Origin of the sequence: Planotetraspora mira (assembly GCF_016863275.1) — a bacterium.
Lineage (GTDB): Bacteria > Actinomycetota > Actinomycetes > Streptosporangiales > Streptosporangiaceae > Planotetraspora > Planotetraspora mira.
In genome coordinates this window covers 173,621-195,053 of record NZ_BOOO01000017.1, presented here as the reverse complement: position 1 = coordinate 195,053, position 21,433 = coordinate 173,621, and the positions used below count along the sequence as shown (strand labels likewise).

At 69.8% G+C, this 21,433-nt stretch carries 16 protein-coding genes; 2 read left to right on the top strand and 14 right to left on the bottom strand.

Features of this window, described 5'->3' with window-relative positions:
- Positions 1 to 27: 27 nt before the first annotated feature.
- The 12 genes from Pmi06nite_RS17505 to mdcA form a co-directional block, all read right to left on the bottom strand.
- On the bottom strand, positions 28 to 837 hold the full coding sequence (locus Pmi06nite_RS17505) for a GntR family transcriptional regulator (protein WP_203954079.1): 810 nt from the start codon (positions 835 to 837) through the stop codon (positions 28 to 30).
- Positions 838 to 856: 19 nt separating this feature from the next.
- The gene (locus tag Pmi06nite_RS17500) at positions 857 to 1,807 is read right to left on the bottom strand and encodes an alpha/beta hydrolase (RefSeq protein WP_203954078.1); all 951 of its coding nucleotides are present in this window, start codon (positions 1,805 to 1,807) and stop codon (positions 857 to 859) included.
- 62 nt (positions 1,808 to 1,869) lie between these two features.
- Positions 1,870 to 3,570 (bottom strand): flavin-containing monooxygenase, encoded by a 1,701-nt coding sequence (locus tag Pmi06nite_RS17495; protein WP_203954077.1) that lies wholly within the window; start codon positions 3,568 to 3,570, stop codon positions 1,870 to 1,872.
- 566 nt (positions 3,571 to 4,136) lie between these two features.
- Positions 4,137 to 6,650, bottom strand: coding sequence for a beta-N-acetylhexosaminidase (locus Pmi06nite_RS17490; protein ID WP_203954076.1), 2,514 nt, complete (start codon positions 6,648 to 6,650; stop codon positions 4,137 to 4,139).
- 565 nt (positions 6,651 to 7,215) lie between these two features.
- Positions 7,216 to 7,926 (bottom strand): MOSC domain-containing protein, encoded by a 711-nt coding sequence (locus tag Pmi06nite_RS17485; protein WP_203954075.1) that lies wholly within the window; start codon positions 7,924 to 7,926, stop codon positions 7,216 to 7,218.
- Positions 7,920 to 8,888 carry an acyltransferase domain-containing protein gene (locus Pmi06nite_RS17480; protein ID WP_203954074.1) on the bottom strand — a complete coding sequence of 323 codons (969 nt, stop codon included), beginning with the start codon at positions 8,886 to 8,888 and terminating at the stop codon, positions 7,920 to 7,922. Before Pmi06nite_RS17480 ends, Pmi06nite_RS17485 begins: the two co-directional genes overlap by 7 nt.
- The gene (locus Pmi06nite_RS17475; protein WP_203954073.1) at positions 8,885 to 9,499 is read right to left on the bottom strand and encodes a malonate decarboxylase holo-ACP synthase; all 615 of its coding nucleotides are present in this window, start codon (positions 9,497 to 9,499) and stop codon (positions 8,885 to 8,887) included. Before Pmi06nite_RS17475 ends, Pmi06nite_RS17480 begins: the two co-directional genes overlap by 4 nt.
- Positions 9,490 to 10,296 (bottom strand): biotin-independent malonate decarboxylase subunit gamma, encoded by an 807-nt coding sequence (gene mdcE, locus Pmi06nite_RS17470; protein ID WP_203954072.1) that lies wholly within the window; start codon positions 10,294 to 10,296, stop codon positions 9,490 to 9,492. Before mdcE ends, Pmi06nite_RS17475 begins: the two co-directional genes overlap by 10 nt.
- The gene (locus tag Pmi06nite_RS17465; RefSeq protein ID WP_203954071.1) at positions 10,293 to 11,192 is read right to left on the bottom strand and encodes a biotin-independent malonate decarboxylase subunit beta; all 900 of its coding nucleotides are present in this window, start codon (positions 11,190 to 11,192) and stop codon (positions 10,293 to 10,295) included. The genes mdcE and Pmi06nite_RS17465 overlap by 4 nt, the downstream gene beginning before the upstream one ends.
- On the bottom strand, positions 11,189 to 11,482 hold the full coding sequence (locus Pmi06nite_RS17460; protein WP_203954070.1) for a malonate decarboxylase subunit delta: 294 nt from the start codon (positions 11,480 to 11,482) through the stop codon (positions 11,189 to 11,191). Before Pmi06nite_RS17460 ends, Pmi06nite_RS17465 begins: the two co-directional genes overlap by 4 nt.
- A complete protein-coding gene (locus Pmi06nite_RS17455) occupies positions 11,470 to 12,390 on the bottom strand; it encodes a triphosphoribosyl-dephospho-CoA synthase (RefSeq protein ID WP_203954069.1) in 921 nt (306 codons plus the stop codon). The genes Pmi06nite_RS17460 and Pmi06nite_RS17455 overlap by 13 nt, the downstream gene beginning before the upstream one ends.
- On the bottom strand, positions 12,359 to 14,011 hold the full coding sequence (mdcA, locus tag Pmi06nite_RS17450; protein WP_203954068.1) for a malonate decarboxylase subunit alpha: 1,653 nt from the start codon (positions 14,009 to 14,011) through the stop codon (positions 12,359 to 12,361). Before mdcA ends, Pmi06nite_RS17455 begins: the two co-directional genes overlap by 32 nt.
- 191 nt (positions 14,012 to 14,202) lie before the next feature.
- Here mdcA and Pmi06nite_RS17445 point away from each other — a divergent pair, with 191 nt between their 5' ends.
- Positions 14,203 to 16,221, top strand: coding sequence for a WD40 repeat domain-containing serine/threonine protein kinase (locus Pmi06nite_RS17445; RefSeq protein WP_239113977.1), 2,019 nt, complete (start codon positions 14,203 to 14,205; stop codon positions 16,219 to 16,221).
- Positions 16,222 to 16,251: 30 nt separating this feature from the next.
- Here Pmi06nite_RS17445 and Pmi06nite_RS17440 read toward each other — a convergent pair whose 3' ends face one another.
- Together Pmi06nite_RS17440 and Pmi06nite_RS17435 are read right to left on the bottom strand one after the other, a co-directional pair.
- A complete protein-coding gene (locus Pmi06nite_RS17440; protein WP_203954067.1) occupies positions 16,252 to 17,295 on the bottom strand; it encodes a zinc-binding dehydrogenase in 1,044 nt (347 codons plus the stop codon).
- A gap of 49 nt (positions 17,296 to 17,344) precedes the next feature.
- Positions 17,345 to 19,489, bottom strand: coding sequence for an amidase family protein (locus Pmi06nite_RS17435; RefSeq protein ID WP_203954066.1), 2,145 nt, complete (start codon positions 19,487 to 19,489; stop codon positions 17,345 to 17,347).
- A gap of 280 nt (positions 19,490 to 19,769) precedes the next feature.
- On the opposite strand from Pmi06nite_RS17435, the gene Pmi06nite_RS17430 reads away from it, so the two are divergent.
- Complete coding sequence (locus Pmi06nite_RS17430) at positions 19,770 to 21,401, top strand: ABC transporter substrate-binding protein (RefSeq protein WP_203954065.1); 1,632 nt, start codon at positions 19,770 to 19,772, stop codon at positions 21,399 to 21,401.
- The last annotated feature ends 32 nt before the right edge of the window (positions 21,402 to 21,433 follow it).

Genomic DNA, 21,433 nt, shown 5'->3' with positions numbered 1-21,433 from the left:
CAAGGCTCGTTGTCAGTGGTGCCCGCGTCAGCGATCCTCGCCCGGCTCGTCGAACAGCATCGTCTCCACCCGCCGCCGGTAGTCGTGGTAGATCTGCCGGTAGCGCTCGACGGCCCGGGTACGGTCGCCCTGTTCGAGCAGTTCAAGGGTCTGCCGGTAACCGTCCAGCCAGACGGTCCACACGTCGCTCTCGGTGGTGAGGGCGAGCACCCGCAGGGTGCGGGCGACCACGAGGTCGACGTGGGTCTGCAGTTCCCTGTTGCCGCTCGCCATGATGACGACCGTGCTGAAGTCCGCCCCCGCGGCCGTGGCGGCCGTCAGATTGCCCCGGCGCAGGTTGTCGGCGAACTCGTCGAGCTTGACGTGCAGGGTGGCGAGGTGCTTGTCGGTGATGTTGTCCACGCCCCACTCGAAACCGGCGCAGGCCAGCACCATCATCACGTCGATCAGCTCGAGCGCGCTCTTCTGGGTCACCTGGGTGACCTGCCGGGTCCGGTTGGGCGAGATGTCGATCAGGCCTTCGGCGGCGAGCTGGGTGATCGCCTCCCGCACCGGGGTGATGCTGACGCCCAGCCGCGCCGCGATCTCCGCGTCCTTGATCAGCGCGCCCGGTTTCAGCAGGCCGGTGATGATCTCCTCGCGCAGTCGGCGAAGGACGGCTTCTTTCCGCGTCAGCGGTACCGCGAAGGACATGGCGTTGCTCTCGGTCAGGGGGAGCTGACGCGGCCATACTACGATCTCCCACTCGTCTTCCCGGTGGTGTCCGGCGCGGCCGCTCCGCCCGCCGCCCGTGGCGGCCACGCCGAGGCCGTGGGCGGGAACGACTTGCCCGCCCACGGCGCCGCTGCGTGCTCGCTCAGGCGAGAGCCCGCTTGAGACGATCGATCCGCGCCGCCCAGATCCGCCTGGACAACGCCGCCTCGGGCGCGAACGTCTCCGCGGCGTGGTAGCTGCCCGGGTTGACGACGAGGTCGGTCGGGACGCCCGCCTGCATGAGCCGCTGCGCGAACGTGATGTCCTCGTCCCGGAACAGGTCGACGGTGCCGACGTCGATGAAGGCCGGGGGAAGGCCGGACAGGTCCTCGGCCCGCGCGGGCGCCGCGTACTGGTCGGCCTGCTTGCCGCCGAGATACCAGGCCCAGGCTTCGATGTTGCCCGCTCGGTCCCAGATCCCGATGTCGGTGATCTCGTGGCTGGACGCCGTCTCGTTGCGGTCGTCGATCATCGGATAGATCGGCATCATGAACGACAGCGCCGGGCCGCCGCGGTCCCGAGCCAGGAGCGCCGTGCCGATGGTCAGCCCGCCGCCGGCGCTGGCGCCGTAGATCGCCAGGCGATGGGGGTCGACGCCCAGTTCGGCGGCGTTCTTCGCCATCCACACCAGACCGGCGTAGCAGTCCTCGATCGGGGCGGGATGGGGGTGCTCGGGGGAGAGGCGGTATTCGACGGAGACCACGACGGCGCCGACCTGGTCGCAGATCATCGTCGCGTTGGGGTCCTCACCCTCGACGCTGCCGAGGATCATGCCGCCGCCGTGGATGTAGTAGATGCCGGGCAGAGTGCCGGACGCGCCGACCGGCCGGTAGATCCGTACGGTGATGTCGGGCTCCCCACCGGGGCCGGGGACGGTCCGATCCTCCTTGGCGACGTTGGGGTTCTCGGGCACCTCGATGGCGCCCAGCATGCCCTCGACGGCGGTGCGGCGCTGGACGATGTCGGGGATGGCGTTGAAGCCACCGGGCATCACCTCGAGCAGCGCGTCCAGGGGGACGCGGCATTCGGGGTCGATCAGATCACGACGGGACATGAGCCCTCCATTAGGCAACTAATCGGTGGGATGCGGCGTAGAGCGGTCGCGATGCGGTGGGGTCACCCGCCGGACGGGCGACGGGTTCCCGCCGGAGCGGCCGGTGATGTCGGCGATTGCGGAGATCGCGGGGAGAAGGAGAAGCCCTCGTATCCCTGGGCGGCGACCTCGTCGCACTTTTTCCGGTATTCCCCGACACCGCCGGCGTAGGGCATGAACACCTGCGGCTTGCCCGGCACGTTGGCGCCCATGTACCAGGAGTTCGCCTTCGGATAGAGGGTGAAGCTGCTGATGAGATTGACGTGGTCCACCCAGTCGTCCTGGGCCTGCTGGGCCGGTTCGATCGTCGAGATGCCATGGCGGTCGAGGTACCCGATGGCGTCGACCACCCAGTCGACGTGCTGCTCGATCGAGACGACCATGTTCGACAGCACCGACGGGCTGCCCGGTCCGGTGATCATGAACATGTTCGGGAATCCCGCGGAGCTGATCCCGAGGTAGGTGCGGGGGCCGGCGCTCCATGTCTCCGTGAGGGAGACTCCTCCCCGGCCGCTGATGTCGACGCTCGTCAGCGCCCCCGTCATCGCGTCGAACCCGGTCGCGTAGACGATCGCGTCGAACGCGTACTCCTTGTCGGAGGTGCGGACGCCCCTTTCTGTGATCTCGACGAGGGGCGTGCGCCGCAGGTTGACCAGTTCCACGTTCTCCCGGTTGTACGTCTCGTAGTAGTCGGTGTCCAGGCAGGGGCGCTTGGTCCCGACGGGGTACTCGGGGCAGAGGTCCGCGGCGGTCCGAGGGTTCCCGACGATCTGGTGGATCTTGCCGTGGATGAATCGCTTCGCCGTGTCGTTGGCCTCCTGGTCGACGGCGAGATCGGTGAACGCGGTCAGGAGGTTGACGAGGCTGCCGCTTTCCCAGGCCGTCTCGAAGGCGGCATCGCGCTCCTCGTCGGAGACCTCGAGGGCGGACTTCGTCGCGGGTACCGTGGGGACGCCGAATCCGGACTCCCTCTGGGCCTTGCGGAAGGCCCGGTAGTTCGCCTTCATGTCGGCTATCTCGTCCGCGCGCAACCTTCGGTTACGAGCAGGGAGGCTGTAGGCCGGGGTGCGCTGGAAGACGGTGAGGCCGGCGGCCTGCTCGGCGATGACGGGGATCGACTGCACGCCCGAGGACCCGGTGCCGATGATCCCGACCCGCATGCCGGTGAAGTCCACGTCCTCGTGCGGCCAGTGCGCGGTGTGATAGGTGGCGCCCGTGAAGCGGTCGAGGCCGGGAATCTCCGGCAGCTTCGAATGCGACAGACAGCCGGTCGCCATGATGAGGAATCGGGTGGTGACGGCATCGTCGTGGTCGGTGCGCACGAGCCAGGTCTCATCGCGGTCGTCGTACGCGGCGGCCTTCACGCGCGTCCTGAAGAAGATGTCCCTGCGCAGGTCGAACCGGTCGGCGACGTGCTGCGCGTACCGGAGGATCTCCGGCTGGGTCGGGTAGCGCTCCTCCCACTCGTACTCCTGTTCGAGTTCCTCCGAGAACGAGTAGGAGTACGCGAGGCTCTCCACGTCCACCCGGGCGCCGGGGTAGCGGTTCCAGTACCAGGTGCCGCCGACGTCGGTGCCGGCCTCGAACACGACGGCGGACAGGTTCATCTCGCGGAGTTTGTGCAGCAGGTACATGCCCGAGAAGCCGGCTCCGACGATGACGGCGTCAACGGAGGAAGGCAGGGTGCGTGAGTCGGACTGGATGTCGTTGCTGGGTGCGGACATTGGTCCTCCTGGAGGCGGTGGACACGATGTACGGGCAGGCGTGGCGCGGACGTCGCCGCTCTCACGGCGTCGCCCGGCCATGAGGGCGTGCGTCATCGCCGGGCGGCAGGCGGAAGGTGATCTCCTCCGCCGCCCGCTCATCGGGACAGCGGGGTGTGTTCGGGTCTTGCCCGTGGGATCAGAACGGACCGGGGCCGGTGTCGCCGACCGGTTCGGCGCGTAGCAGTGGAGCGCCGGAGCTACAGGGGGTACGGCGGCTTCCCGCTATTGGCTGCGGTTCGTCTCAGGAATTCGGTCCCTGCCTTGTGCAGCGCCATTCGCGTCACCTCGCGTGATCGGGGGGGACATCACGCACGTCCATGTGGAGGTGACACAAAAGTAAAATGCATCACGCAGCGAGTCAACGGTCTGGGATCCCCGGTTGTGAGACCCGACTGGCAGGGACGAAACGAGCCGGGTCTCCCGGATGCTCCTTGCGGAGCGCGGGAGACCCGGCCGCGTCTCACGATCGGACTGCCGCCGCCCTCACCTGCCGGGCCGCACGTCCCGCCGATCGCATCGTCCGTCTAGAGAGTGGCGCACTGTCCCGCCTTGGGGCCGGACACGGTGTTGGGCGTGCCGCCGTTGGTCGGCGCCGGGGAGTTCCCGGTGCACGACAGCGGTCCGCCGACGTGGTTGCCGGCGACGATCGGCGCCGCCTGCACCTTGTTGTTCTGCAGGACGAGCGGACCACTCACCGTCGCGCCGTCGATCACCACCTGACCCGTGGTGCCGGTGACCGTCACCGGGCCCTTGACCGTGGCCGGTGCGCAGTCCCCGTTCCCGTTGCCGAGCCAGACCCGCACCCCGCCGCTCAGGGCGGCCGGCCCGGACACCGTGGTGTCGCACAGCAGGACGTCGACCGCTCCGGACGCTGACACCGGGCCGCGAACCTGGGAACCGGACGCGTACAGCCCGGCACCCGCCCGCACGGTCACGGGCCCGTTGACGGTCGCGCCGTCAAGGCACGTGACACCCGAGGAGACGGTCAACGGACCGGAGTGGGTCCCGGTGACCGTGGTCGTGCACGCGGGGACGCCGGTCGCCCTGACGGTGAAGCCGGTCACCACGGTGGAGGTGGCGCTGGAGACGGTCACCTTCGCCTCGTACAGACCGGAGCCGCCGTAGGTGTGGTCACCGCTGATCGTGTAGAGGCCGTTGACGATCTGGTTGGTGGCCTCTCTGCCGCTCAGCGTGCCCGCCGAGGTGGTGCCGTCGCCCCATTCGATCGTGGCGGACAGGGCGCCGAGCGTCTTGCCGGGAGCGGCCAGGGTCGCCAGCGGCCCGGTGATCGCGTTCCGGTCGCTCAGCGACTGGTCGCCGGCGACCAGATCGAGACCCCAGGGCACGTTGGGCGAGGCGTAGAAGTTCTGGTTCCGCGCCTGCCAGCGTCCGCCCTGCGCGGCGTCACGGGCCTTGAAGGAGGCCAGGGTCCGATCGGGGTGATCCGGCCCGGCCTTCGGCGACCACCCGATCTCCGCGATGGCGGTGAGCCGGGGGAAGGCCATGAACTCGATCTGGGCGAGGTTCTTGACGGTCTCCGTCCACAGCGGCGCCTCGACGCCGATGATGTTGGCGTCGGTGACCGCGGGCAGCGTGTTGCCGGACACCGTGCGCGCCGGGATGAGCGTGCTCGGCTCCCAGTTGTAGAAGACGTCGATGTCGCAGGTGCAGGCCCAGGTGGTCCCGATCGGCGTGCTCGAGTTGTACTTCATGTCGAGGTAGGTCTTGTTGGCGGGGGACATGACGATCTTCATGCCCTTCTGCACCGCGGTCCGCCCCGAGTCGCCGCCCGATCCGTTCGGAGAGGTGCCCCAGTACTGCACGACGCCCTGCGGCATCTCCGGGTCGGTCCCGAAGGGCGCCTCGCCGATCTCGTTCCAGCCCATCGCGATCTTGCCCTGGGCCTTCACGATCTTGGACTCGCGGGTGATGAAGGACTGGTAGGCGGTGGCGGGCAGGAGCGCCGTCGAGACCTCGTCGCCGCCCATGTGGAAGTACGGCCCCGGGGTCAGCGCGGACAACTGCTCGATGATGTCCGTGGTGATCTGCCAGGTCAGCGGGCTGTCCGGACACAGCGCGCTGTAGTTCACCGCGTTGCTGAGGTTCCACACCGGCGGCTTCTTGTTGCTGCAGTTGATGCTCGGGTCGTAGATCGAGCCGCCCTTGTAGGCCTGCGCCTCGGCGGAGGCGTACGACATGATGATCGAGTTGTTGTGCCCGGGGCTGTCGATCTCCGGCACGACCGTGACGAAACGCGACGCGGCGTAGTTCACGACGTCGACGTAGTCCGCCTGGGTCCAGAAGCCGCCCGGGTCCGCGTTGGTGGTGCCGTCGGACGCCCTGCTCGTGCCGCCGGAGTACTGGCTGCCGATGTCGGTGAGCTCGGGGCGGCCGTTGATGGCGATCCGGAAGCCCTGGTCATCGCTGAGATGCAGGTGCAGCGTGTTCACCTTGTACGCCGTGATCTCGTCGATGTAGCTCTTGACCACGGAGACCGGCTCGAAGTGCCGGCCGATGTCGAGCATCGCTCCGCGGTAGTCGTAGCGGGGATAGTCGGAGATCTGAACCCCGGGGACGGCCCACGTGGCCGGCTGCGGCGTCTTGCTCTCGACCCAGACGGGGAACAACTGCCGGAGCGTCTGCACACCGTTGAACAGGCCGTGCCCGTTGGCGGCGGTGATCTTGATGCCGCTGTGCGTGACGTCCAGCTTGTAGCCCTCGGCTGCGGGGACCCCCGGGTCGCCCAAGGCCAGGGAGATGTCCCCGGTCGCGGCGGAGCCCTGTGAGACCGGCAGCGCGTAGCCCGTGGAGGGGCGCAGGACGGCTGCCAGTTGGTCGGCGATCCCGACAGAGGAGGGGTCGTCCACCACGATGCGGGCACCGGAGCCGAGCGTGAAGTCGTCCCCGGCCGTGGTGCTCATCGAAACCGGGAGAGGAACGATCTGGGGTGATGCCGGCGCGGTCGACGCCGTGCCGGCCTGTGCGGCGTTCGCCATGACACCGGTGAGGGTGGTGGCGAGGAGCGCACCGATTGTCAAAGCAGAGATCGCGCGGGCTCGAGGCCGTCGGCTTGCGCCACGGCCCCTCGTCTGCTCGCGCTTCGCCGATAGGAACGAGATCTTCACGTCACTCCTTAAATCGGGGTACCGCATACCTCCAGCACGGGCCGTGATCGGGCATTGGTTGGACATGTCCGGCGACCCGTTCGGCGCTGCAGCGTCCGTGCAGCTTCCTGATGTGGTGGTGGGGGAGTTCACGCGGCCAGGAGACCGACCGTCCCGGCGATCTTCTTGCTCATCTCGATTACCGCCTTGCTCTTGGGGGGTGACTGGTCTATACCGGTAGGCGGCCTTGGGCGGCGGATAGATCCCTTATGTAGGGGTCTAAGGCTGTCAGGGTAAACAGAAGGCAAAGTTTTGGTCTATACCGCCATGTATCGGATTCGCAACAACGGTGGCCGCTGCCGCAGCCGGTCTATACCGGGACGGCGAATCGCTCGCTCGGAGCGTCATGAGCGGATCAGGGGAGGCGGAACCAGCCGCGGCGTGGCCGTTGTGGACCCGCGACGCGACCGTGTCCTGTCGATCTGGCGAGGATGCGTCGCTATTCGAGTACGAGCGCGTCCCCTACGCGGACCTGCCCCGGGGCCGCCACCCTGGCGAGCACATCAAGCCGGTTGTCGTGCGCCGCGGCGACGGTCTTCAAGATCAGTGGTGAGTGGGGCAGGTCCTGTTGCGCCTGATTGATCATCACGCAACGTTCGCTGGCGCGAAGGAGTTCGAGGCGGAGGGTGCCTCCGATGCGAGCCGTGCACCCGAACCAATCGTCCTCGACGAACGGCGGAGTGCCGGGTGGGGTGCGCACGAGGATGTTCGGCCGGAACCGGCGTTCGTCGATGGGCACGCCGGGTATCGCCTGGCGGATCCAGCCGAGGGTGGCGGTGGTGAGGATGCTGAGCGGCAGTTGGTCGAAGTGGGAGATCTCACCTTCGCGGACCACCGCGACGTCGTCGCGGCCAAGGTAGGCGCGGATGAAGGTCGTGGCGTCGGCCACCGCATGTCCGTGCGGGTCGATCAGTTCCGGCCTGTCGGAATCACCCGGATAGCGGGAGCTCAAGTGCAGAAGACCGTCCATACGCCGGAAGCGCCGAGTGCTCTTCCCGGAACCGAACTTGCCCTCCGCATCCCGAACTGCGTAGAGCCGGTCACCCGTGACACCCCGCTGGTCGACCTCGACGCTGGTGAGCCGTTCGCCGCCGGTCGACTTGATCGGATACCGCCACAGTCGCTCGATCGTGCCCACGATGGTCACCACCAGACCGAGGCTAGCCCCTCCTGCCGCCGGCTCGGCGGGCGTGTCCGGACTCGGCGGGTGATCTCCGCGGTGTCGGCGATGCCGGTTTCGGCCAGGGCGATGACGCGGGCATGCGGGTGGGCGGCACCGGCCATCCGGGCCAGAACGTGTCCCGGGGGAGTCTGGATGAACAGGGTCGTGCCGAGTTCGCCGAGCATGGCGGTGGCGTCGCGCCATTTCACCGTCGTGGCGATGCTGCGGGCGAGGTCGTCGAGGACGGCGCCGGCGTCGTTGAGCAGGCGGCCGGTGGAGTCGCTGACATAGGGGACGGCCAGGCGACGGCGGGGGACCGTGCCGAGGTGGTCCGCCATGGCGTCGGCGACGCCGCCGAGCAACGGGCAGTGCGAGGGGACGCCGATGTCCAGGCGTTGCACGCGCCGCGCGCCGGCGTGGGCGGCCGCCGTGGTCAGGCGCTCCAGGGCCCGGGTGCTGCCCGCGACCACGACCTGCTGGTCGGTGTCGACGACCGCCACGTAGGCCGGGTCGTCGGCGGTGCTGATCGATTCGACCATCCTCCGGACATGGGACACGCTCAGCCCGAGGACGGCGGCCATGCCGTACCCGGACGGGTAGGCGTCACGCATCAGTTCGCCGCGGCGGTGCACGGCCACGAGGGCTTCCGCGAAGGTCAGGACCCCGGCGGCCACGGCGGCGGGGAACACTCCGATGGAGTGCCCGGCCACGGCGTCGGGAGTCACGCCCTCGTCGGCGAGGGCCCTGGTCGCGGCGACTCCCGCGACGCAGAGCGCGACTTGCGCGGTGACGGTCGATTCCAGCGCCTGAGCCGTGTCCTGCCGGGTCGAGCCGGGCAGGATCGCCTCGGCCTCGGCGAGGGTCGCGGCGACCGCGGCGTGATCGGGCAGGTCGCGGAGCATCCCGGGTCGCTGGGTGCCCTGGCCGGGATAGAGGAAGGCGACTCTCACGCGAGGACCCACGGGTCGGTCACCAGTTCGGGGCCGTGGGCGGTGCGGACCATGACCGGACCGCCGGTGCGGGCCCATTCGGTGAGGCTGACCCCGCCACACGGGGTCTCCAACTGACAGTCGACCGTGCCGGCGAGAGCGGCGAAGGCGTCCACCAGCCGGGCGGCCGCGGTCGGCTCAAGCCTGCGCGGTGTCCGTATCAGCAGGTCCAGGTCGCTTCCAGGGTGAGTGGCGGTCTGGCCGGTGGCCAGTTCGAAGCCGACGCCGCCGGTCGGTCCCCAGACGGCGTCACCGTCCAGTTCGGCGGCCAGGCGCAGGGCGACGGCGGACAGGGTGACGGCCAGCCGGGGGAGACGGGGGCGCAGCCGATTCAGTTCTTCCGGCGGCACCCGGCGGGTCACCGCGTCGGCGGGGACGAGGACGGCATGGCGTTGCCATCGCTGGGATCCGCGCACGCCGACGGGGATCAGGCCGGGCGGGTGCGGTGCCCGCCGTACGACGCCCCAGGGACAGGCGGCGAGCGACGCGGAGGCCCAGCCGGGGAGCGCGGCGGCGAGTGCCGCGCTCCCGGTGAGTCGCAGCAGGTCGTGGGGTCTCGGGGTCAGTGCCATTGGGCGGCGAGCGCCTCGCGGATGCGGTGGGAGGCCACCCGCGTCGCCCGGGCGCCGGGTGAGGTGAGGCGGTTGCTCAGGTCGCGAGGCCCGCGCCGGGCCCGTTCGACGGCGGCGGTGAGCGCGTCCTTCGCCGTCCGCACGTCTGTCTCGGTCGGGTCGTCGGCGTTCTCCACGTCCAGGAGTTCGTCGCACAGGCCGAGCTTCGCCCAGTCGGCGACGTCATAGGACAGCGGGGGAATGCGGCGGGCCAGCTCGTCGAGCTCGTCGGAGGTCCGGCGGGTCACCCTCGCCGCGGCCTCCTTGTGCATGGCGTGGATCACGACGCCGGGGTCGTCGAGCGCCAGGATCTGGTTCGCCTGATAACCGTGGGCGAGCAGGCCGCCGGACAGCGCCGTCCCGACGATGAGTGTGATCACGGGGTGTCCGGCGGTGCGGGCGGATGCATAGGCGTCCACGGCGGCGGCGAGCGCATGGTGGATGCCGAGCAACTCTTCGACGCGTCCGTAGGCCTGGCTGGGGAGGTCGACGACGGCGACGATCGGGCGGCGGCGGTCCTCGGGCAGACGCGCGTCCTCGGTGACCGCTCCGGTCACCGTCTCGGCGAGGGCGAGCCCTTCGCGGAGGCCGACCTCGCCCTTCCGGGCCCGGTGGTAGGGGCTCCGCGGGTCCGGCACGACGGTGACCAGGCGGGCGGTGTCGGCGCCCAGCGTGGCGTCCGCTGTGATCACGGAGGGGACCACATGGGTCACGTCGCCGTCGGCGAGTGCCCGGGTCCAGCTCTGACCGCGGCTCATGGCTGGTCTCCCTCCTGCGGTACGGCGTGCGCCCACACGGCCGCGAGGTCCGCCGGCGCCGGTGGGGCGGCCGGGTCGACGGCTTCGAGGCGTGCCCGCAACTCGCCGATCCGCTGGGATCGGTGCTCGCCCGGGACCCCGCGTTCCATGGCCTCGATCACGGCGGACCGGATGGCGGTGACGTCGTCGAGGACCAGCACGTCCGCCAGGCCGGTCCGGGTGCGTTGCGCGCCGCCGTCGATCGACCAGATCAGTGTGTGGTCGGAGGCGTCGAACTCGGCGATGCCCGCCTCGGACTCGATCACTTGGGGACCGTCCAGCCCGAGACGGCCCTCCGCTGTGATGATCAACGTGGTGCACAGTCCGGCGGCGATGCTCATGCCGCCGAAACAGCCGAGCGTCCCGGCGATGACGCCGATGACGGGCTGAAGGGCGCGCAGTTCCAGCAACGCGGAGCACACCTCCGCGACCGTGGCCAGGCCCAGATTGGCCTCCTGAAGGCGTACGCCTCCGGTCTCCAGGAGCAGGACCGCGGCGGTCGGGGTGCCGTCGCGGCTGTCGCGGGCGGCCAGAGAAAGCGCAGCGGCGATCTTCACGCCGGAGACCTCACCGACGCCGCCGCCCTGAAACGCCTGTTCGATGGCGATCACGACCGCGGGCCGTCCGCCGAGCCTTCCCTTGACCACGATGACGCCGTCGTCGGACTGCGGGACCACGCCTTGGGGTTCCAGCCAGGGCGACTCGATGCGGTCGAAGGGGCCGCACAGTTCGCGGGCGGTGCCGTCGTCGAGCAGAGCAGTGGCGCGCGCCCGGGCGTCCAGTTCGATGAAGCCGGTCCGGGTGAGCATCACGGTCCAGTCCGTATCCTCGTTCCGCGGCGGCGGCGGAGACGTCATCGCCTGCCCTCCTCGACGGCTTGACGCAGGCGCAGGGTGACCACGCCGGGAGTGGCTCCGAAGTCGTTGAGCTCGAAGGCGGCGGCGACACGGTGGCGGGCGAAGAACCGCTCCAGCACGGTGCGCCACACCGTGTCGAACCCGTCGACGCTGGTGCGCACACGTACTCGGGCGGTGCCGGCCTGCTCCGGCGTCATCAGGATCTCCAGGTCGCCTGAGCCGACCACCCCGACGTGCGCCCGCCGAAGAGGCGGCCGGTCGGCGGGGAACTCGAAGTTCAGCGTCTGCACGCGGCCGCCCCCCGTTCGGCTTCGGTGCGAAGTGGCGGCCACGGCACCATGTCGAGGAAGAGCGCGGCGGCCAGCAGGTCGCCGCTCCCACCCGGCGACAGGCGATGTGCCCGGAGCCGCTCGTCCAACTCCATGAGAGCGGCACGGCCGGATTCCGTACCCGCGCCTCCCTCTCGCAGGACACGCACGGCGCCGTGCTGGACGACGCGGAGCCCCTCGAGGCCGCCACGGTGCAGGACGCAGGTGTCGTCCAGGAGGCTCATCACCTCCAGCAGCGCGTCCAAGCGGGCCAGGTCCTCGGCGAGCCCGGCCGCTCTGGCCCGGCGCAGCCGCGGCAAGGCGACGCCGATGACGTGGGGGAAGGCGGCCTCGGCCTCGCCCCGGGCACCGCACACCCCGTATCGCCGCCGCACCCGCTCGCCATGGGAGACGGCCCACGCCGGGATGTGCCGGTCGGGGAGGGCGGCCAGCCGGCCCGCGCGGCAGGCGGCCTCCCGCTCGTCGCGGGCGTCGGCGGCGGCCGCGACCAGCAGTCCGAGCGCCCACAGCGCCCCGCGGTGCGTGTTCACCCCCCGGGTGACCCGCAGCATGACCTGGTCGCCCGCACGGCCGAGCCGGCCCAGTTCTTCGCGGAGTCCGACCCCGAGGTCCGTTCGCTTCGCGGCGTCCGCGGCGGACCTGAAGACGGGGCGCAGCGCCTCGGCCGAGGCGAGCAGGAGCGGCAGATCCATGTCGTCGTGTGCGCCGCCGCCACGGTGGTCGACCAGGCCGGGCTTGGGACCCAGCCGGGCCTCCTCACGGAGCGCCCTGACGGCGAGATCGGCGAGCAGGAGCGCGGACGGCGCCTGCGCGTCACCGCCGGCGATCACCGGCGGATCACCAGGTCCGGAACTGGGCGGGTGGGTCATACAGGCCTCCAGACCAGGCGACGAGATCTTCGACGCTGCGGGCCGCCAGCAAGGAGCGCTTCGCCCGGCAGACGTCGACCTTGAGGTCCTCGGGCAGTGCGACCAGACCGTCGCGGCGCAGTGCTTCGACGCGCCGCTCGTCCAGGCGCCGGCCGACCAGGGTGGCGCCCGCGATCGCGGCCAGCGCTTCCCGCCGGTCGGCCAGGCCGGCGGCCTTGTAGAGATAGGCGACACCCTCTTCCGTCACCACGTGGCTGACGTCGTCGCCGTAGATCATGATCGGGGGGATCGGCATGCCGGAGTCCTTGGCCACCTGGACCGCGTCCAGCGACTCGACGAACGCCGGAGTGCCGCCGGAGCGGAAGGTCTGGGTGATCTGCACGACGAGTTTGCGCCCCCGCAGTGCGGGGGCCTCACCGGTGAGCAGGCTCAGCCACGCGGGGGAGGTGTGCCTGCGGCCGTGCGGATCGTGTCCCATGTTGGGGGCTCCGCCGAAACCGGTGAGACGTCCCTCGGTCACGGTGGAGGAGTTCGCGTCGGCGTCGATCTGCAGCGACGACCCGATGAACATGTCCACGGCGTACTGGCCGGCGAGCTGGCACAACACCCGGTTCGAGCGGAGCGATCCGTCGCCGCCGGTGAAGAACACGTCGGGGCGGGCGGCGACGTAGCGCTCCGTGCCGGGTTCCCCGCCGAAACAGTGCACCGACTCGACCCAGCCGCTCTCGATGGCGGGGATGAGCGTCGGATGCGGGTTGAGCGTCCAGTGCTTGCAGATCTTCCCCCGCAGGCCCAGTTCCTCGCCGTAGGTGGGAAGGATGAGTTCGATCGCGGCGGTGTCGAAGCCGATGCCGTGATTCAGCGTCGTCACGCCGTGCCGTTCGTAGACGCCGCGCAGAGCCAGCATGGCCATCAGGATGCTCACCTGGCCGATTTCCCGGGGATCCCGGGTGAACAGCGGTTCCAGCACGTACGGCCGGGGGCTCTCCACGATCAGGTCGACCCAGTCGCCGGGGATGTCGACTCGGGGAACCCGCTCCACCAGTTCGTTGACCTGGACCAGCACCACCCCGCTGCGGAATGCCGCCGCCTCGGCGATGGTCGGGGTGTCTTCCGTGCCGGGGCCGGTGTACAGGTTTCCCTCGTGGTCCGCCTGCTCGGCGCAGAGCAGCGCGACATCCGGAGTGAGGTCGACGAACATCCGCGCGTACAACTCGACGTAAGTGTGAATCGCCCCGACCTCGACCTTGCCGTCGGCGAGCAACTGCGCCATGCGCACGCTCTGCGGGCCGGCGTACGCGAAGTCGAGACGGCGGGCCACGCCGCGCTCGAAGACGTCCAGATGCTCGCGCAGGCTGATCGAGGAGATCAGCAGATGCAGGTCGTGGACCACACCCGGATCGCAATCGGCCAGCGCCTCGGCGAGGAAGTCCGCCTGTTTCTGGTTGTCGCCCTCCAGCGCGACCCGGTCGCCCGGACGCAGCAGCGCCTGCAGGGCATCGCGCATCCGCCCGGCGTCCAGCACCCGGCCCGAGGTGAAGGACCGCACCGCCTCCAACCGCTCCCGCTTCGCCGTCCGCCGCTGGGTCCAGTCCCGGGGGGCCGCCCTCGCGGATGTCACGGCCTGCCCAATGCCGTCATCCGTCCGTGATGCCTCGAACGGCGGCGCAATTAACTCAAAGGTAGTTAAAACGTCAGCGGCCCGATCGGGCCGGAAGCGCTTCCCGGGCCGCGTGTTTCCTGACAAGATCCAACGTGGGCGGTCATCGGTGATGTCGCCGAGGATTTCTTGTCGAAGATGGGCGAGCGCGGATGGATCCTCTCCAGCCGGGCGATCCGGTGCAGGTCGGCACGTATCGGCTTCTGGGGCGTCTCGGCGCGGGTGGCATGGGGCAGGTGTTCTTCGGACGGTCCCCCGGGGGACGCCCCGTCGCGGTCAAACTCATCCGTCCCGAGCACGCCGGCAGCGAGCAGTTCCGCGCCAGGTTCGCCAGGGAGGTCGCGGCCGCCAGGAGCGTGGGCGGTTTCCACACCGCGCCGGTCGTCGACGCCGATCCGACGGCCGACCCGCCCTGGATGGTGACGGCCTACATCCCGGGGCCGTCCCTGCGCGAGGCCGTCGTCGAATACGGCCCCCTGCCTCCGGAGGCGATCCGGTCCCTGGGAGCGGGCCTGGCCGAAGGTCTCGACGCCATCCACAGATCCGGGCTCGTGCACCGGGATCTGAAACCCGCCAACGTGATCCTGGCCGCCGACGGGCCACGCGTGATCGACTTCGGCATCGCCCGTGCCCTGGACGGCGCGGGCGGTGTGACCGTCACCGGCGCCGTCGTCGGCACCTTCGCCTACATGTCCCCCGAGCAGGTCCGGGCGGAGCCGGTGGGGCCGGCCGGCGACGCCTTCTCCCTGGGGTGCGTCCTCGCCTTCGCCGCCACGGGCCACAGCCCCTTCGACGCGGGATCCATCGCCGCCGTCGTGCACCGCGTCATCAGTGAGCCTCCCGACCTCGACGGTGTGCCCATCGGCCACGGGTTGCGCGACCTGATCAACGCCTGCCTGGCCAAGGACCCGGCCGCCAGGCCGTCCATGGGCGACGTCCTGGCCCGGCTGAGCGAACCCGGCGCCGCGGACATGCCCCCCACCGTCGTCGACATGATCATGTCGAGGGAGTCGCAGTCTCGCGCCGCCCTCGAGGGAACCGGCGGTCACACGGCGATCGAACATCCGGAGGCGCCGCCGCCCGCGCCCGCATCCCGGCTGATCAAGCGCCGCTCCGTTCTCATCGGCGGGCTCGCCGCCGCGGCCGCGATCTCCGTCCCCGTGATCGTCGTCCTCACGGACTCCGACGATCCCTCCGGCGCCGCCGGCCCGACGCCCAGCGGCTCCGCGAAACCCGAGGTCACCGCTCGTCCCGAGTTCGCCGTCCAGTCCGAGGTCGCCGCGAGCCCTCCCGCCGAGATCCTCGCCTACGAAGGCTCTCCCGGCGACCCCTCCGTCACCCAGATGGACTTCAGCCCGGACGGCTCGCTCCTCGCCTGCGGGAACGGCACGGGAGACATCCGCATGTGGAACGTGGCCACCAGGCGCTCCATCGCCGACTTCGAGGGCCACGACGACGCCGTCAGATCCGTGGCCTTCAGCCCGGACGGCAAGACGCTCGCGAGCGGCAGCATGGACCTGACCGTCCGCCTGTGGGACGTCGCGACCGGGCGCACCACCGCCGTCCTCACCGATCACACCGACTACGTCTGGACGGTGGCGTTCAGCCCCGACGGCAAGACTCTGGCGAGTGCGGGCTGGGACGGCACCGTCCGCCTGTGGGACGTCGCGACCGGGCGCACCGTCGACGTCCTCACCACCGACGACAGCGTCTTCGGAGTCGCCTACAGCCCTGACGGCGAACTCCTCGCGACCAGTGACGGCGGAACGGTACGGCTGTGGGACACCTCGTCGGGACGTTCCGCGGCCGTGTTCCCGGAGGAGTCGGACCCGGTCGACGCGGTGGTCTTCAGCCCGGACGGCAGGACCCTCGCCGGCGCGTGCGGCGACGACGTCCTGTTATGGGATGTGGACAGCCGGCGCCTCATCGGCACCCTCGCCGGCCACACGGACACCGTCGCGGGCGTGGCGTTCAGCCCGGACGGGAGAACGCTCGCCAGCAGCGGCTTCGACGGCGCCGTCCGGCTGTGGGACATGACGTTCAGCCGGCCCACCAAGGTCCTGACAGGTCACACCGACATCGTCCTGTCGGTGGCGTTCAGCCCTGACGGAGGAATCCTGGCCAGCGGGAGCGGCGACCTCACCGTCCGGCTGTGGAACCTGAAGGGGTGACCACGGCCGGACCGTTTCCGACGTCATCGGTCACGTGAGCATGACCTTGATGGATTCCCGGGAGGCCATCGCGGCGTAGCCCTGGGCCACGTCGTCCAGCGGGAGCGTGGTGTCGAAGACCGGGCCGGGATCGAGGGTGCCCTCCACGATCCGCGAGATCAGATCGGGGAGGTACCGGCGGACGGGAGCGACCCCGAGATTCAGGCTCAGATGGTGGATGAGGGGCTGGAACAGCGGCAACTCCGGCATCGTGTGCGGCATGCCGACCGCGCCGATCGCGCCTCCCTCGCGGGCCATGCCGACGGCCATCGCCCAGGACTCGGGCGTGCCGACCGCTTCCACCACATGGCGGACTCCCAGGCCGTGGGTCCTTTCGCGGACGGCCGCGATCCCCTCGTCGCCGCGCTCGGCGATGACGTCCGTCGCGCCGAACGCCTTGCCGATCGCGGCGCGGTCGGCGTGCCGGCTCATCAGGAAGACCCGGTCGGCCCCGAGGATCGCCTTCGCCCCGAGCACCGCGCACAGTCCGACCGCCCCGTCGCCGATGACGGCCACCGCCGAACCCTCGGTGACCCCGGCCATGACTGCTCCGTGCAGCCCCGTGGCCATCACGTCGGAGGTGGACAGGAGCGCGGCGTACAGCGACTCGTCGACTCCGCTCAGGCCGCCCGGCACGGCCACGAGGGTTCCGTCCGCCTGGGGAACCCGCACGGCCTCGCCCTGGCCGCCGTCGGTGCCCGGCGCGCCGAAGGTACCGCCGTTGCCGCACGAGCTCTGGATCCCGTCCACGCAGGCCGGGCAGGTGTTGTCGGACCACTTGAACGGCGCGACGACGAGGTCGCCGGGGTGGAGGGTCCGGACCTCGTCGCCGACCTCCTCGACGACGCCCATGAATTCGTGGCCCAGCCGGGATCGCTCGGCGCGGTTGATGACGCCGCGGTAGGACCAGAGGTCCGAACCGCAGACGCAGGAACGGAGAACCCTGACCACGGCGTCGGTGGGCTGGGACAACGTCGCGTCGGGAACGTCGTCGACGACGACGTTCCCAGCGGACAGGTAGAGAGCGGCACGCACGGAGAGTTCGCCTTCGTTCGGGGGTTGACGTGGAGGTCGGGGGAGCGGGTCAGTGCACGGCGGGGGTGCGGGCCTCTACGGCCAGCGCCGACTCCACGTAAGCGGCGGCCGCGAGCAGTCCCAGGTCGGTGCCGAGCGGGGACGACAGCTGAAGCCCGATCGGAAGGCCGTCCGCGCTCCAGCCGCAGGGCAGCACCAGCGCCGGTGCTCCGGTGAGGTTGTGGATGCCGGTGAACATCCCCTCGGCGGCGCCTTCCGGGGTGTCGACCGGAGGTGTGGTGACCGGAGCGACGAAGGGCGCGGCGGGAGACAGCAGGACGTCGATTCCGGCATAGACCTCGGCCGCGGCGGGCAGCAGCCGCTCCCGCCTCGCCAAAGCTTCGCGGTAGTCGGCCTCGCTCACGTCGGAGCCGGAACGCAGGAGCCGCAGGGTCTCCGGGCCGTAGTGGCCGGGATCGTCCGTCACCCGCGCGCCGTGCACCTGCCAGGCCTCGAACAGCAGGATGTCGGAGAACGTCTCCTCCAACGCGCCGAAGGCCGATCCGTCGACCTCGACGATCGAGCAGCCGGCGTCGCGCAGAACGCCGATCGCGTCGCGCACCGCGGCCGCCACGTCCGGCTCGACCTCGGGGTGTTCGAGCTGACCGGGAAGGACGCCGATGCGCAGCGCCGTGCCGCTCAGGGTTTGCGGCCCGGTGCCCGTCAGGGCCGAGAAGACCTCGGTCGTGGTCGCGACGTCGCGGGCGAGCAGTCCCACATGATCGAGTGTCGGCGCGAGGGCCTGGACACCGTCGACGGGCAGCGCACCATGGCTCGGCTTGAACCCGACGGTGGCGCAGTAGTGCGCCGGGATCCGGATCGAGCCGCCGGTGTCCGTGCCCAGCGCGACCGCGCAGGCGCCCACTCCGACCAGAGCGGCCGAGCCTCCGCTGGACCCGCCGGCGGTCCGTTTGGGGTTGTAGGGGTTCATCGCCTCGGGCACGTCCGGGTGGACCGCGCCGGCCGCGTACTCGAGCAGCGACGTGGCCGCGAAGACGTCCGCCCCGGCGGAGCGCAGCGTCGTGATGACCGGGGCGTCGGCCGTGGCCGGTTCTGAGCGCATCGCCGCGGCGTTGCCGTTGCCCCGCGGGTGACCCGCGATGTCGATCATGTCCTTGACCGCGATCTGCACGCCGTGCAGCGGCCCTTCCGGCGCGCGTGAGGGCGCGTGGAACAACGTGACCACGGCGTTCAACGGCCGGCCGAGTCGTTGCGACCGTTCGTAGGCGGCGAGCAGTTCCAGGTTGGCCACCTCGCAGGTGCGCTCGCCCCGCTCGATCGCCTTGATGAGCTCTCCGGTGTAGGTCGTCAGCGGCCCGGCGAGGTCGTGCAGCAGGTCGTCGACCTCGGTCTTGCGCTTGCGGACCATCAGGTCGCGGTAGATGCCGCTGTGGGACTTCGCGCTGTTGCGGTTGAAGGTGACCAGCCGGGCGAGTGAGCCCTCGAGGTCGTCGGGTTCGAAACCGTCGAACCCCTCGGGCCGCACCGGGGCCTGCGCGAGCACCTCCCCGGCGATGGCGAGCATGAGCGGACGCCACCGCGGCGCCTCCAGGGAGTCGGCGATGGACAGGTCGGAGACCGCGCCGGCGTAGAGCATCGCGCCGTACGCCTCCTTGCCCCACAGGAATCCCATGATGTTGCCGGTGGCCTCGGCGTAGGGGAGCGCCGCGACGAGTTCGCGGACTCGCGGGGTGATCTCGCCGCCGGTCGACTCGCCGACGCGGAACGTGCCGATGTTGCCCTGCATGATCCGGCCGGGAGCGAGCACGTCCGCGCCGAAGTTCACGAAGCTCACCAGGAGTCGGTGGGCGCCGACCACGGCGGAGAGCGCGTCGGCGGTCAGGCCGTTCTGGAAGCTGACCAGGTAGCCGTCGGGGGCCAGCCGATCGCGGACGAGTTCCGCGGCCTGGGCGGTGTGATGGCTCTTGACGGCGATCGCGACGTGGTCCAGGCGGTCCGGCAGGTCCTCGGGGGTGACGGCCCGCGCCGCCACTGTGAAGTTCTCGACCGGTCCTTCGATGGACAGGCCGTCCCGGTTGATCACCTCCACATGCGCCGGGTCGGCGTCGCAGAACAGCACGTCGTGGCCGGCGCGGATCATGTGGGCGCCGATCGTTCCGCCGATCGCACCGGCGCCGATGATGGTCAACTGCATGAGGGATCCGCCCTAGTTTGGTAGCTCTTGGGTGGCTTTGCCGTCGGACACTACCTGAACCGATTTGAATGCTCTAGTCTGCATCTGCTGGTGAACTCGGGACGGCGACCTTACGTATGACAGCTGATTCGCTCGTAATCTTTGCGAAACGTAGAAGTGCTCGAATACCTCATGGCCGCGCCCGATCAGCCTCCGATCGGATCCCCCCCGGGCCTCTGAACTGCTTTCACCTATGTGTCGCGACTCCTGAGCACGACCGCGAAACCCATGAAGGATAGGCATGTCTGACCAGAGCACTGATGCGTTGAACACCTCGCACTCGGAGATACCGGCGGGTCTGAGGGTCCCCATGATCAGCCGGCGGCGGATGCTTCGGCTCGGCGCCCTCGGCATCGGGGCGTTCTCCGCGGCGCCCCTGCTGGCGGCCTGCGGGTCGACCTCCTCCGCGCAGCCGTCCTCGGGCGGGTCCAAGAAGGGCGGCGATCTGGTCATCGTCCGTGCCAACGACTCGGTCGACATGGACAAGACGACGGTGTTCAGCAACGCCTCGATCTGGGTCTACCAGCAGATGTACGAGACGCTGGTCGCGATGACCGACGACGGTCAGGGCGTCAAGCCGTGGCTCGCCGAGAGCTACGAGATGTCGCCGGACAACCTGTCCTGCACCCTGAAGCTCCGGCCCGGCGTGAAGTTCCACAACGGCCAGCCCATGACCTCGGCGGACGTCAAGTTCTCCATCGACGAGTCGAGCAAGACCAAGGGCGGCTGGGAGTTCATCAACTCGGCGATCAAGGAGGTCACGACGCCCGACGACCTCACCGTCGTGGTCACCACCAAGTACCCGTGGGCCCCGCTGCTCGCCGACCTGAGCTGCCCGAACAACGGCATCATCCCCAAGGACTACGGCGGCAAGACGGCCAAGGAGTTCTACGCGGCGCCGATCGGCACCGGCGCGTTCATGTGGGACACCTGGAAGAAGGGCGACTTCATCCGGCTGAAGAAGAACCCGTCCTACTGGCAGGCCGGCAAGCCCGCGCTCGACACGGTCACCTGGAAGGTCGTGCCGGACGACAACGCCCGCTCGATCCAGTTGCAGGGCGGTCAGGCGCAGATCAACGAGAACCCGCCGTTCTCCAGCCTCGCCCAGCTCAAGAACACGCCCAACGTCAAGGTCGACCTGTTCCCGTCGACCCGGACCGACTACATCCTGATGAACCAGACCAAGACGCCGTACGCGGACGTCCACGTGCGCCGGGCCATCTCCTACGCGATCGACCGGGACGCGCTGGTCAAGAACATCCTGTTCGGCAACGGCACGGTCGCGAACTCGTTCATGATGCCCTCGACGCCGTACTACGACAAGGACACTCCCGGCCTCCAGTACGACATGGACAAGGCCAGGCAGGAGATGCAGCAGTCCAGCGTCGCCGGCGGCTTCAAGACGACCTTCCTCGCGATGTCCGGCGACTCGGTCGACGCGGCCATCGCGCAGGTCCTCCAGGCGTCCCTGAAGGAACTCGGCATCACGATGGACATCCAGAACGTCGACGCGAGCGCGCAGCACGACATGACGACCAAGCTGCAGTACGAGATCGCGCACTCCTACTGGACGATGGACCTCGCCGACCCCGACGAACTGGTGCAGTATGCGCTCGACCCGACGTCAGGCGGTCACTCCTTCAACACCGGATACGACAACAAGGCGTTGATCGACCTGGTCCACCAGGCCCAGAAGGAGTTCGACAAGACCAAGCGCCAGGCGCTGTACACCGACATCCAGAAGCAGGCCGCCGACTCGGCCTTCCTCGCCTTCCTGTTCTACACGCCGTTCCCGTACTCCCAGGGCGCGGACGTGAAGAACTTCAAGGTCCTGCCCACCGGCTCCTACCACCTGGAAGACGTCTCGCTCTGATCCGGGGAACGCCGACCGAAAACACGGAGCAA

What these genes read in the sequence shown, in the direction of transcription:
- Pmi06nite_RS17500 (WP_203954078.1), bottom strand. Translation starts at nt 1,807, where the DNA reads ATGTCCCGTCGTGATCTGATCGACCCCGAATGCCGCGTCCCCCTGGAC.
- Pmi06nite_RS17495 (WP_203954077.1), bottom strand. Translation starts at nt 3,570, where the DNA reads ATGTCCGCACCCAGCAACGACATCCAGTCCGACTCACGCACCCTGCCT.
- Pmi06nite_RS17475 (WP_203954073.1), bottom strand. Translation starts at nt 9,499, where the DNA reads ATGGCACTGACCCCGAGACCCCACGACCTGCTGCGACTCACCGGGAGC.
- mdcE (WP_203954072.1), bottom strand. Translation starts at nt 10,296, where the DNA reads ATGAGCCGCGGTCAGAGCTGGACCCGGGCACTCGCCGACGGCGACGTG.
- Pmi06nite_RS17465 (WP_203954071.1), bottom strand. Translation starts at nt 11,192, where the DNA reads ATGACGTCTCCGCCGCCGCCGCGGAACGAGGATACGGACTGGACCGTG.
- Pmi06nite_RS17455 (WP_203954069.1), bottom strand. Translation starts at nt 12,390, where the DNA reads ATGACCCACCCGCCCAGTTCCGGACCTGGTGATCCGCCGGTGATCGCC.
- Pmi06nite_RS17445 (WP_239113977.1), top strand. Translation starts at nt 14,203, where the DNA reads ATGGATCCTCTCCAGCCGGGCGATCCGGTGCAGGTCGGCACGTATCGG.
- Pmi06nite_RS17435 (WP_203954066.1), bottom strand. Translation starts at nt 19,489, where the DNA reads ATGCAGTTGACCATCATCGGCGCCGGTGCGATCGGCGGAACGATCGGC.
- Pmi06nite_RS17430 (WP_203954065.1), top strand. Translation starts at nt 19,770, where the DNA reads ATGTCTGACCAGAGCACTGATGCGTTGAACACCTCGCACTCGGAGATA.